A 12,767-nucleotide genomic window follows, 5' to 3' on the forward strand; every position below is an offset into this window, starting at 1 on the left:
GGACACGAGAAACCCGGTGGGAACGCGGGGGGACCACCCCCCAAGGCTAAATACGACCCAGTGACCGATAGCGAATAGTACCGTGAGGGAAAGGTGAAAAGAACCCCGGGAGGGGAGTGAAATAGAACCTGAAACCCTTTGCTTACAAGCTGTGGGAGCATTTTTAACGAATGTGACCGCGTACTTTTTGTAGAACGGGCCAACGAGTTGCGATTGGTAGCAAGGTTAAGCTCTTCAGGAGCGGAGCCGTAGCGAAAGCGAGTCTTAATAGGGCGAATAGTTACCGGTTGCAGACCCGAAACCGTGCGATCTACCCATGGCCAGGTTGAAGCGAGAGTAAAATCTCGTGGAGGACCGAACCAGGTGACGTTGAAAAGTCATTGGATGAGCTGTGGGTAGGGGAGAAATTCCAATCGAGCACGGAAATAGCTGGTTCTCGCCGAAATAGCTTTAGGGCTAGCCTTGGAACAAACCTCGATAGGAGGTAGAGCACTGAATGGTCGCGGGACCTTCACCGGTTACCAACACCTATCAAACTCCGAATGCCTATCGAGAAATCCAGGAGTCAGACTGCGAGTGATAAGATCCGTAGTCGAGAGGGAAACAGCCCAGACCAACAACTAAGGTCCCCAAGTGTATGTTAAGTGGAAAAGGATGTGAGATTGCATAGACAACCAGGATGTTGGCTTAGAAGCAGCCATACATTTAAAGAGTGCGTAATAGCTCACTGGTCCAGGGATCTTGCGCCGAAAATAACCGGGGCTAAAACATACCACCGAAGTTTTGGATGTACTAAGGTACATGGTAGGCGAGCAATGCGTGCGGAGCGAAGTTGGATTGTGAAATCTGGTGGACCGCACACAAGAGAGAATGTTGGCATGAGTAACGAGAGGCAGGTGAGAAACCTGCCCGTCGAAAACCCAAGGTTTCCTGAGGAAGGCTCGTCCGCTCAGGGTAAGTCGGGACCTAAGCCGAGGCCGAAAGGCGTAGGCGATGGATAACAGGTGGAGATTCCTGTACCACCGAGATTCGATTGAGAGAAGTGGGGACACAGGAGGATAGACCGAGCGCGCCGTTGGTTGAGCGCGTCCAAGCAGGTAGGGAGAACCGGTAGGCAAATCCGCTGGTTCAATCCTGAGAAGTGATGGGGAGCGAAATATAAGTAGCGAAGCGGTTGAATCCACACTGTCAAGAAAAGCCACTATCGAGAATCAAGGTGCCCGTACCGCAAACCGACACAGGTGGGTGAGGAGAGAATCCTAAGACGAACGGGAGAACTATTGTTAAGGAACTCGGCAAAATGACCCCGTAACTTCGGGAGAAGGGGTGCCGGGAGAGGTGAATAAAAAACTTTAGGAGCCTCCCCCGGCCGCAGTGAATAGGCCCAAGCGACTGTTTAGCAAAAACACAGGTCTCTGCAAAGTCGAAAGACGAAGTATAGGGGCTGACGCCTGCCCGGTGCTGGAAGGTTAAGGGGAAGAGTTAGGGTAACCGAAGCTCGGAGCCGAAGCCCCAGTAAACGGCGGCCGTAACTATAACGGTCCTAAGGTAGCGAAATTCCTTGTCGGGTAAGTTCCGACCCGCACGAAAGGCGTAACGATTTGGGCACTGTCTCAACAATAGACCCGGTGAAATTGTAATACCAGTGAAGATGCTGGTTACCTGCGACAGGACGGAAAGACCCCGTGGAGCTTTACTGCAGCCTGACATTGGATTTTGGTACGGAACGTACAGAATAGGTGGGAGACTAAGAACCCGGAACGCCAGTTTCGGAGGAGTCGCCTTTGGGATACCACTCTTTTCGTACTGGAATTCTAACCACGAACCGTAACCCGGTTCTGGGACACTGTCAGGCGGGCAGTTTGACTGGGGCGGTCGCCTCCTAAAGAGTAACGGAGGCGCTCAAAGGTTCCCTCAGCACGGTCGGAAATCGTGCGTAGAGTGTAAAGGCACAAGGGAGCTTGAATGCGAGACCTACAAGTCGAGCAAGGACGAAAGTCGGACTTAGTGATCCGGTGGTACCGCGTGGAAGGGCCATCGCTCAACGGATAAAAGCTACCCCGGGGATAACAGGCTTATCTCCCCCAAGAGTCCACATCGACGGGGAGGTTTGGCACCTCGATGTCGGCTCATCACATCCTGGGGCTGAAGTAGGTCCCAAGGGTTGGGCTGTTCGCCCATTAAAGTGGTACGCGAGCTGGGTTCAGAACGTCGTGAGACAGTTCGGTCCCTATCCGTCGCAGGCGTTGGAAATTTGAGAGGATCTGTCCTTAGTACGAGAGGACCGGGATGGACATACCGCTGGTGAACCAGTTGTTCTGCCAAGAGCATCGCTGGGTAGCTACGTATGGCAGGGATAAGTGCTGAAGGCATCTAAGCACGAAGCCCGCCTCAAGATGAGATTTCCCACTCCGTAAGGAGGTAAGACCCCAGAAAGACGATCTGGTTGATAGGCCGGAGGTAGAAGTGCAGCAATGCATGCAGCTGACCGGTACTAATGGTACGAGGACTTGACCTAACCTGTGCAGAACGTTTCATGTAGTTTTGAGGGAACAATAGAAGGCGTGGCCATAGCGAAGGGGAAACACCTGTTTCCATCTCGAACACAGCCGTTAAGCCCTTCAGCGCTGATGGTACCTGGAAGGAGACTTCCCGGGAGAGTAGGTCGCTGCGTCTTCTTACCTTATATAAAAAGATAGGCCAACAAGCCGAAGTGGCGGAACTGGCAGACGCACAGGACTTAAAATCCTGCGATCCTAATCGATCGTACCGGTTCGATTCCGGTCTTCGGCACCAGGATTTTAAATAATGAAGCATACACAATGACGCGGGGTGGAGCAGCTGGAAGCTCGTCGGGCTCATAACCCGGAGGTCGCAGGTTCAAATCCTGTCCCCGCAACCAATTTGGCGGCATAGCTCAGCTGGCTAGAGCGTTCGGTTCATACCCGAAAGGTCACAGGTTCAATTCCTGTTGCCGCTACCAGTATTACGGCCCCTTGGTCAAGCGGTTAAGACACCGCCCTTTCACGGCGGTATCAGGGGTTCGAGTCCCCTAGGGGTCACCATTTTTAGGGCGCATAGCTCAGCTGGGAGAGCACCTGCCTTACAAGCAGGGGGTCACAGGTTCGAGCCCTGTTGCGCCCACCATTTAGGCCCGGTAGTTCAGTTGGTTAGAATGCCAGCCTGTCACGCTGGAGGTCGAGGGTTCGAGTCCCTTCCGGGTCGCCATTTAATGGCACGATGTATAAAGGAGAAACCATTCATAGGTAAGTAGCGGAATTGGCATAAGTAGAGAACCCAAATCTTGATTTGGAGTGAATCACTTAGTTAATATCGTTCATATAAATCCCAGCCATAAGATGCTGGGAGAAATCAGTTGTATATGCGGGTGTGGCGGAATTGGCATAAGTAGAGAACCCAAATCTTGATTTGGAGTGAATCACTTAGTTAATATCGTTCATATAAATCCCAGCCATAAGATGCTGGGAGAAATCAGTTGTATATGCGGGTGTGGCGGAATTGGCAGACGCACTAGACTTAGGATCTAGCGGGCGACCGTGGGGGTTCAAGTCCCTCCACCCGCACCACATCAATTCTTAACTTAATATAGATGCGGAAGTGGCTCAGTGGTAGAGCATCGCCTTGCCAAGGCGAGGGTCGCGAGTTCGAATCTCGTCTTCCGCTCCATATGACCCATTAGCTCAGTTGGCAGAGCACCTGACTTTTAATCAGGGTGTCCCGCGTTCGAGTCGCGGATGGGTCACCATTGTATGGCGGCATAGCCAAGGGGTAAGGCAGAGGTCTGCAAAATCTCTATCCCCAGTTCAAATCTGGGTGCCGCCTCCATAAAATGCGCTCATAGCTCAGCTGGATAGAGTGTCTGACTACGAATCAGAAGGTCGGGAGTTCGAATCTCTCTGAGCGCGCCATAAAAAAAGACTTTAAACGGTTTTCGTTTGAAGTCTTTTTTTGTTTGAGTATAAACAACAGATAATCGGTAAAGTAAATAGGAAATAGACACTATAATAAGGGTGTGCTATAATCAATTTATTGTTTAAATAACAGATTTTTATACGTCATAGAAAGGCGTGGGCATAATGGTAGTACTATTTCAATGGTGGATAATTCATGCGCATACTATTTTGATTGTAGGACAGTTGATCTTAAGCTTTGTCATAACAGGAGTGTTATGGCAGTTTAGGAATCATTCTCGATCAAATCGCTACTTATTTTTCTTTTTTATTGCCAATACCATAGCAATACTGTTTCATTGGCTGACATCTGCTGCCTTAACCATTAACTGGTATTATCAGACTGATGCATTAACCCTTTTCTTCTATCTACTAGGTGCAATAGCCCTTTACTATTTTGGACACAATTATGACACGGGATCTGTATCACAATATTCCAAAAAGTTACACCATGTCCTTCCAGCCACTTTATTAATCATTGGTGTGATTGCTGCTTTTGCATACGTGCATCTAAATGATCATATATGCTTGATGATACTCCTTTTCATGACACTTATCGGTTACATTGCTTCAGAGTGTGTCTTCTATTCAATAATATCTAAAAAGAAAAAAAACTCATCTAATCTAAGTGATGAAAAAGCATCTGAACTACGTGGGTATATGCGAATCATTCTATTGTTTATTTTTCCTTTTCTAATGTCTGCCATATACTGGATGTTTTTATATCAATTTTATCCTTCAACAGTCCACTATTTCTCAATAAATATAGCATTTATTCTATTTATGTTCTCATTTGTTCACCATTTCTTAAAGTATTCTTCGAAACCTGCATCTCTAATGATAAAAATGACCATGGGTACACTGACGATGGTGATTATTGTAGCCGCTACTATGGGTTATATAAATTCAATACTACATGATAGAGATTTAAATCAAGAGTGGATTGGAAAGGTTGAGACGATTGAAGACTATGTAGATTCTAATGAAACTGATAAATTAATAGATCCTTCTAGACTGAATCATTCTGTTTCCTTTATCCTGTCTTCTTCCTTAACATCAGAATCCTTCAATGATCGAGTCGATGTCCCTTATGGGTCTTTGAGTGATAGGGGTCCTATAGAGATTCTTATGCTTCGTGAAGAGACACTTATCCCTGAAGACCTTATAGTGGATGAGTTTGTCACATCACATTATACAAAGTTTTGGAGTTATGCTGGGCCAGATCCTGAAGATACATATGTTCTTTATACTTTTGAAGCAGGACAAAAATTGTACGTTGTAGGGTTTTCGGGCATACATATGAGAGATGCAATCAATGCAAGAGGGTTACCTGCCATATTTATGATGTTATTAAGTTCTGTACTTGTTCTGCTTGTTTTTCCGTGGTTTTTTCGCTCTATTCTAGTAAAGCCGCTGTATAATCTTGTAGAAGGGATGGAAAAGGTTAATGAGGGCAATTTGGATATCCATGTGCCTAAGACAACTGAGGACGAGTTTGGATTTTTGACGACTTCTTTTAACCAGATGATTATATCACTAAAGAAAGCAGATCAGTATATGAAAAATAGTAATGAAATTTTAAAAGATAAAGTTAAGGAACGGACCAGTGATTTGAGGAAGGCGTTAGAAGAGAGTCACAGCCTACAAAAATGTCTTTTTTCTGAAAGAGAGCTTTTAAAACAGACGCTTCGATCTATAGGAGACGGGTTGATTACAACAGATAAAGAAAGCAATATTGTAATGATAAATCCGCCAGCGGAGCGAATGACTGGATGGAAACGGTCAGATGCTGTAGGCAAGGCTCTTGAAAGAGTCTTTGTACAACAATCCCCCAAAACACAAGAGGAATTGAAAAATCCTGCAGAACAAGTGATGAAAACAGGAGAAATGTATAGAACACATGCACATACATTGCTGATTAGTAAAAGTGGAGAGGCTATTCCCATAGAAAAAAATGTAGCGCCTATCATGGATGAAAAAGGTAAAACAAATGGAGTGGTGTTGGTTTTTCGAGACTATACTGAAAAGAAGAAAGAAGAAGAAAAAATTCGTTATTTAAGCTATTACGATCAGTTGACAGGGATTCCTAATCGTCGATACTTTGAAGAAGAATTGATTAAGGTTAATACAAGTCATAATTTACCTATCACTTTGGTAATGTTGGACCTAAATGGACTGAAGCTTATTAACGATGCCCTTGGCCATAAAGAAGGAGATCTGGCACTTCTAAAAGCAGGGCAAATCATAAGAGATACATGCTATGGAGAAATGATTGCCGCTCGTATTGGAGGCGATGAATTTGCTTTGATTTTACCTGGAGTAGAGAAAAAAGAGGCTGAAAAAATTGTAAATGAAATTCAACAACGAATTGCTGCTGAAAAGATTAGGTTTTTAAAATTATCAGCTTCCATTGGATGGGCAACCCGATCGGATGAAAAAGAATCCATGGATGCTGTTTTTAAATTAGCGGAAGATAGAATGTACCAACAGAAACTAATTGATAGTAAACGGATGCACCGGCACACGATCGACTTATTACTGGAAACCTTATACAATAATCATCCTTTTGAAAAAAAATGTGCTGAGAAAATTGCTATTCTTTCCAAGAAAATTGCTATATCATTGGAACTTGATCAAGAGACTGTAAAAGCTATTCACCAAGCCGCTTTTATGCATGATCTTGGGAAAATTGCCCTAGATCCTGAGGCAATGGCAATTAATGCAAGCACAATAAGTGAAGAAAAGAAAATTCAAGAACGTCATCCAGAGATAGGCTATCAGATTTTAAGATCAACTCAAGAGTACTTAGTCGTCGCAGACTATGTACTGGGTCATCATGAACATTGGGATGGAACAGGATACCCTCGAAAACAATCAGGAAATGAAATTCCCTTAGGTTCTAGAGTGATTGCTGTCGCAGAAGCCTGGGTTCATTTGATGAATCCAACTAGCACAGGGCACCCTTATTCACATCGAGAGGCTATAGATGTGCTTAAACAAATGGCTGGAAAACGTTTGGATCCACAACTGACAAAAACTTTTCTAGAAAAAGTACTTGATGAATGAAGCACTCCAACAGATTGAAGTTCATTCATTATTCGAATGTAAAGGAAAATGGAAATAAGGAAGGGTGCAAAGGATGATAATCATAACGGATAGTGCCAGCGATATACCAGATGAATGGATAAAGAAATATAGGATTAAAGTGATTCCTATGCAAGTAGAAATAGATGGCACTAATTATTTAGATGGAATAGAACTTTCGCATCAAGAATTCTATGAAAAAATGAAAGTCAGTCACAATCTACCCAAAACCTCACAGCCATCTACAGGTTCTTTCATTAGTATATATAGGGAGTCTCTTCAAGAAGACGATGAAGTGCTTTCTATACACATGTCATCTAAATTAAGTGGCACTTTTAATGGTGCCTTAAATGCAGCCAAACAAACAAGCAAAAAAATTCATGTTTTTGATAGTCTCTCGGGAACGATGGGCACTGGGATGATGGTTTTGTGTGCAGCAAAGTTGAAAAAAAAAGGATATTCTATGGCGAAAATAATAAAAGAGTTAGAATCCTATCGTAAGCATATTCATGTGATTGGATATTTAGATTCTTTAGAAAATGCAGTTAAAGGTGGGAGGGTAAAACCTGCTAAAGGATTTTTTCTTGAGCTAATGAAAATAAAGCCCATAACAAATATTCAAAATGGGAATGTAGAAGTTATAAACGCCATCAGAGGTACAAAGAAAACCTATGCGTACATACTTGATAAACTAAAAAAAGAAATGCATAATCAAAAGGTCATTCAGGTGTTTATTGTACACTGCAATGCGGAGAAGAGTGGGGAAATATTGAGAAGGTCTATTGAAGCTCAATGGAAGGAATCAGAAGTGCATATTATGACGATGGGTCCCGTGAATAGCACTCACGTTGGATTTGGAGGAATTTCAATTTGTTTTTCTAATGAAGATAATCTTACAAGTTGTTGACAGTTTTTAAAAATGGTTTACGAAATTGCTTTGATTCAGTAAAATGAATATATCCAAACTAAAGGAGTGTGCATTGAGATGATAAGGGATACACAAAAATATATCAGCGGACTTGGATTGGTGTTCATTTTATTTGCTATCATGATGATCACTTTGCCTGTTTATGCGGAGATGCCTGTAGGAACAGTAATAGGGGAAGTTGTATCGACAGATATTGTAGCCACCATTGATCATCAACCTATTCCATCCTTTAATTACAATGGTTATACGATTGTAATTGCAGAAGATTTAAGGTCTTATGGTTTTGATGTGAGATGGAAACCAGCTGAAAGAAGGCTAGAAGTGACTAGGAGTCCATCCATAGAGGTGATAGGGAATAAAAATTCCAAAGAAAATATGATTGAATCTGGAGTGAAATTACATCAAGTACTACATACTGACATCAAAACATTTGTTAACGGAACGGAAGTGGTTTCATATAATATAGATGGTCAAACAGTTATTCCTTTTAATACTTTATCCGAACAAGGAGAAATTGAATGGAACCAAGAGGCTAGGATGGCTTCCTTATATTTGGATAAACCGGATAACGAGAAAGAAATAGAAACTGGGACGGTGCAGCTTGCTGAGGAAAAAAAAGATAGGACAAATCGAAAAGTCACCGAAACACCTGTATCCCGAAGAAAAACCACTGTTGATCCTTCCGAAGGGTTTTTAGAACAAGGGAATTACAGTCCGCTAATGATTCCTGAACATATTAAAATTGGATTGTTTTATGGAAGCACATCAACCCCATCTATCAAGGTTAAATCAGCTGATGGTTTACTGGCTGGATTTTATGAATCGAATCAGTTCCAAAAGATCCTAATGCTTGACCGCGTAAAGGAGATTAGCTTAAATAAGGACTCTCATTATTATGTTGGGTTAAAAAGACCTTTTAAAACACTTTCTCAGGCGAATAGTAGCCTATTGGATATTTCAGAAGGTATAGGCCAAGAATTGTTTTTTGCCAGCACGGAAGAAGGGTGGAATCTTTTTTTAGGTCCTTTCAGTACACGACAAGAAGCACAAGAATCCATGGGCTTCATTGAAAAGAAAACAGATAATACATGGACTATCATGTATCCTTCGGATACCAGGGTAAGAGTAGAAGATACTAAAGGGAACAACACGGTTATGACCTATCAAAGCAGTAAGCCTCTATATTTTGCTTCCGCCTCCGAAATATTCGAGAACTCTATGATGCTAATAGGGGGAAAAAGATATCGCGGGGCAACAACTGCTATTAGGCAAAAAAACAGTGATTTAACCGTGATAAACTTATTGCCTATGGAACAGTATCTGTATGGTGTGATTCCCAGGGAGATGCCACATAGTTGGCCTGAAGAAGCATTGAAAGCACAAGCAGTAGCAGCCCGGGGTTTTGCTGTGGCTAGTTATGATAAATATGCTGAATTTGGTTTTAATTTATGTGATACAGTTCATTCTCAAGTATATGGAGGATTTGATGTAGAGCAAATCAAAACCAATAGGGCTGTTGACACGACAAAAAGTCAAGTTATTACCTATAATGGACATTTAGCAATTCCTTACTATCATTCTTCTAGTGGGGGGCATACTGAAAGTAGCGAAAATATATGGACAAATCCAGTGCCCTATATTCGGGGAATAGAAGATAAGTATTCATTGAATTCTCCTCACTCAAATTGGGAAGTTGAATTAAGTAGAGGTGAAATTGAAACCATATTAAAAAGAAATCAAAAAGATATAGGGAATATAAAGAATTTATATGTTGCAGAAATATCTGAAAATGATCGTGTGCTGTCTTTTATAATTGAAGGTACCAATGGAAAAAAAGAACTAATTAAGCAGGAAAGTCGGAATATGTTTGGATTGCGTAGTAGTTGGTTCCATGTAGAACATGATTCTGAAAAGGATATTTATTTTTTTGTTGGGAAAGGATATGGGCACGGGATAGGAATGAGTCAGTATGGTGCAAAAAGAATGGCCGAAGATGGCTATGGGTATGCAGATATTCTCAAACATTATTATAGTGGAATAAGAATTCAATAAAAGTGTTGACAACCATAGAATTATTTGTTATTATTACTCTTGTGGTTCTCGTTAACCGCAAGAATTGCGGGTGTAGTTCAGTGGTAGAACTTCAGCCTTCCAAGCTGATAGCGAGGGTTCGATTCCCTTCACCCGCTCCAAATGGAGAAGTACTCAAGTAGGCTCAAGAGGACGGTTTGCTAAACCGTTAGGTCGCTTATGCGGCGCGCGGGTTCGAATCCCGCCTTCTCCGCCATTTATTTCTTTTGTCCGGGTGTAGCGCAGTTTGGTAGCGCACATGGTTTGGGACCATGGGGCCGGGAGTTCGAATCTCTCCACCCGGACCAATTCTTGCCCAGATAGCTCAGTCGGTAGAGCAGAGGACTGAAAATCCTCGTGTCCGTGGTTCGATTCCGCGTCTGGGCACCATTAAAGACCAACTTTTGCATATAAATGCACAAAGTTGGTTCTTTTTTTAGAATCAATTAATAAAATCGTAAACTGTTCATTGAGCAAGATGAAATTAAACTTTAGGATCGAGGATATAAAGGAGACAACAAATGCTGAGCTCATGGTTAAAAGAAACCCATAATATTACGCTTAATCAGCAGCAAGAGGATGTAATGAATCATAGCGATGGGCCAGCATTAGTATTAGCTGTTGCGGGAGCTGGAAAAACAACCTGTTTATGTGCCAGAATTGCTAAATTAATTCTTGATGGCAAGACAGATCCCAAAAGAATATGCACCGTAACGTTTTCTAAATCGGCTTCACGTGATATGAAAACTCGTTTTAATCACTTGTTTCATCGCATGGTTCCTAGTGGGCATGATATTCATTTTTCTACCATCCATTCTTTTTGCTATTACATTTTAAGGAATCACTATGGAAAGAATCAGATTCCTTTTCAATTTATGGAAAAGGGTAATACAAAGATAGACAAACATACGTTACTCAGAAAGATTTATGCACATTTCTATAAAGTTCCTATAGATGTGGATACTCAGGAAGAATTAGAACGTCTAATTAGTTTTTCGAAAAATAGCTTATTGAATAAAGAAGAAATTAAAAATTTAGATACAGGGATAAAGAAATTCCCGATCATTTTTCAAGCCTATGAGCATTATAAGTACAAACATTCTTTACTTGACTTTGATGATATGCTAACGAAAACCTACTACTTATTAAAGCAGAACAATCAATATTTATATTTATTTAGAAATCAGTTTGATTACTGGCAAGTAGATGAGTTTCAGGACACTTCTCCAGTTCAGTGGGAAATTATTAAAATGATCGTTGGTGATCGAAAAAACATTCTTTGCGTGGGAGATGATGATCAGACTATCTATAGTTTTAGAGGATCTAATCCAGCGATTATGCTTGGTTTTAAAAATGACTATCCTAGGGCGTTAGAATATTTTATGGAAGAAAATTTTCGATGCGGAAGTCTTAATACCCAAATAAGTAGTCTATTTATTCAAAAAAACATTACCAGATATCACAAAAAAATTGAAACTCAAAACCCTGAAAGAAAAGGGATAGAATTTATTCTTTATAGCGATGAGAGAAAACAATTGAATAAAACAATTGATACGATAGTGGATATCACTGAAAATCAGCCTCAGGCATCCATTGGAATTCTATTTAGAAAAAATATTTCATCGATTCCATTTATTGATGCTTTAAGTGATTTGAATCTATCCTTCAAAGTACGGGATCGGGCTGTTAAAGTAATGAGTCATTGGGTGGTTCATGATATGCTAAACATCATTGACTTTGCTTACTATCCAGATAAGCAAGAAATCTTAGAAAAAATATTTTATCGAATGAATGGATATATTAGTCGGCAGCAATTAGAGTACGCTTTAAGAAACAAACAACCAGGTCAGCATATATTGAAAGTGTTGGCAGCAAACCCAGCACTGGAAGAATATCAGATAAATCAATTGAATCAACTTATTGGAGAATTAGAAAAACTTAAGTTTAAAAAAGGGCCTTCCATCATCAAGCAAATTCTTTACTCGATTGGTTACATGAATTTTCTTGAACGGAATCATTCGATATCCAAGAATTCATCCAGGCATTTGTTAAGCGTGTTGGATTACATTATGCGGAATATCACAAGCCCGTTGGAGTGGTCTTGTAGAGTCAAAGAAATGAAAGAGAAAATATCCATGGCCCAAGAAGTTCGAAACACAAAACTGTCCTTAACGACTATTCACGCATCTAAAGGTTTGGAGTACGATTATGTATTTATAGTAGATGTAGCGGAAGGTATTTTTCCAAGTATAAAAGCAGGAAAAGAAATGACAGAAGAACACATTTTAGAACAGACAGAAGAAGAGAGGCGGCTTATGTATGTAGCCATGACAAGAGGGGTCCATAAGGTTACTATTTCTGCTCCAAAAAAAATGATGAATCGACAACAGACTGAATCCTTGTTTTGGCATGAGTTACAGCCCTTGTTACCTTGTTCTAACATTCTTACATATGGGGTGAAGGAGGCTCTTGGAAAGGGTTGTTTTAGAAGCAATGGGATATCCTCCGCTTTGAATCCAGGGGTGGAAGTGGAACATATGAAATTTGGAAAAGGAATTGTGGCTAGCAAAGACCATGGGTGTGTTGTAGTGAATTTTGGAAATCAAATAAAAAAAATATCATTAGATTATGTAGACAAAGTATTGAAGAAAAAAGAGGCACACTAATCGCTCTGGGAAAAAAGTAACTTTAGTTGGTTAAGGCCCAATTCCTTA

4 protein-coding genes, 15 tRNA genes and 2 rRNA genes (1 of these 21 only partly in view) are annotated in these 12,767 nt (G+C 41.2%); all 21 read left to right on the forward strand.

Annotated elements, in window-relative coordinates; all coding sequences use genetic code 11:
- Window positions 1-2,518: ribosomal RNA gene (locus ACZ47N_RS13050) — 23S ribosomal RNA — on the forward strand (it extends 422 nt beyond the left edge of the window).
- A gap of 42 nt (window positions 2,519-2,560) precedes the next feature.
- Window positions 2,561-2,677 (forward strand): 5S ribosomal RNA (gene rrf / locus ACZ47N_RS13055).
- 30 nt (window positions 2,678-2,707) lie between these two features.
- Window positions 2,708-2,796 (forward strand) — tRNA-Leu (locus ACZ47N_RS13060).
- Between the two features lie 30 nt (window positions 2,797-2,826).
- A tRNA-Met gene (locus ACZ47N_RS13065) sits at window positions 2,827-2,902 on the forward strand.
- Window positions 2,903-2,906: 4 nt separating this feature from the next.
- Window positions 2,907-2,983, forward strand: a tRNA-Met gene (locus ACZ47N_RS13070).
- A gap of 7 nt (window positions 2,984-2,990) precedes the next feature.
- Window positions 2,991-3,065, forward strand: a tRNA-Glu gene (locus tag ACZ47N_RS13075).
- Between the two features lie 6 nt (window positions 3,066-3,071).
- Window positions 3,072-3,147: transfer RNA gene (locus ACZ47N_RS13080), tRNA-Val, on the forward strand.
- Between the two features lie 4 nt (window positions 3,148-3,151).
- Window positions 3,152-3,228: transfer RNA gene (locus ACZ47N_RS13085), tRNA-Asp, on the forward strand.
- Window positions 3,229-3,504: 276 nt separating this feature from the next.
- Window positions 3,505-3,587 (forward strand) — tRNA-Leu (locus tag ACZ47N_RS13090).
- A 25-nt stretch (window positions 3,588-3,612) separates the two neighbouring features.
- Window positions 3,613-3,687, forward strand: a tRNA-Gly gene (locus ACZ47N_RS13095).
- Window positions 3,688-3,690: 3 nt separating this feature from the next.
- Window positions 3,691-3,766: transfer RNA gene (locus tag ACZ47N_RS13100), tRNA-Lys, on the forward strand.
- A gap of 6 nt (window positions 3,767-3,772) precedes the next feature.
- Window positions 3,773-3,846: transfer RNA gene (locus ACZ47N_RS13105), tRNA-Cys, on the forward strand.
- Between the two features lie 6 nt (window positions 3,847-3,852).
- Window positions 3,853-3,929: transfer RNA gene (locus tag ACZ47N_RS13110), tRNA-Arg, on the forward strand.
- Window positions 3,930-4,097: 168 nt separating this feature from the next.
- Window positions 4,098-7,037, forward strand: a complete 2,940-nt coding sequence (locus ACZ47N_RS13115) for a diguanylate cyclase domain-containing protein (RefSeq protein ID WP_464886983.1) — start codon at window positions 4,098-4,100, stop codon at window positions 7,035-7,037.
- A gap of 73 nt (window positions 7,038-7,110) precedes the next feature.
- Complete coding sequence (locus tag ACZ47N_RS13120) at window positions 7,111-7,962, forward strand: DegV family protein (protein WP_464886984.1); 852 nt, start codon at window positions 7,111-7,113, stop codon at window positions 7,960-7,962.
- A gap of 78 nt (window positions 7,963-8,040) precedes the next feature.
- Window positions 8,041-10,035, forward strand: coding sequence for a SpoIID/LytB domain-containing protein (locus tag ACZ47N_RS13125; protein ID WP_464886985.1), 1,995 nt, complete (start codon window positions 8,041-8,043; stop codon window positions 10,033-10,035).
- Window positions 10,036-10,101: 66 nt separating this feature from the next.
- A tRNA-Gly gene (locus ACZ47N_RS13130) sits at window positions 10,102-10,175 on the forward strand.
- A gap of 3 nt (window positions 10,176-10,178) precedes the next feature.
- A tRNA-Ser gene (locus ACZ47N_RS13135) sits at window positions 10,179-10,270 on the forward strand.
- A gap of 14 nt (window positions 10,271-10,284) precedes the next feature.
- Window positions 10,285-10,361, forward strand: a tRNA-Pro gene (locus tag ACZ47N_RS13140).
- Between the two features lie 6 nt (window positions 10,362-10,367).
- Window positions 10,368-10,443: transfer RNA gene (locus ACZ47N_RS13145), tRNA-Phe, on the forward strand.
- 131 nt (window positions 10,444-10,574) lie between these two features.
- Complete coding sequence (locus tag ACZ47N_RS13150) at window positions 10,575-12,719, forward strand: ATP-dependent helicase (RefSeq protein WP_464886986.1); 2,145 nt, start codon at window positions 10,575-10,577, stop codon at window positions 12,717-12,719.
- The last annotated feature ends 48 nt before the right edge of the window (window positions 12,720-12,767 follow it).

The sequence above is a fragment of the Tindallia texcoconensis genome (assembly GCF_055383815.1).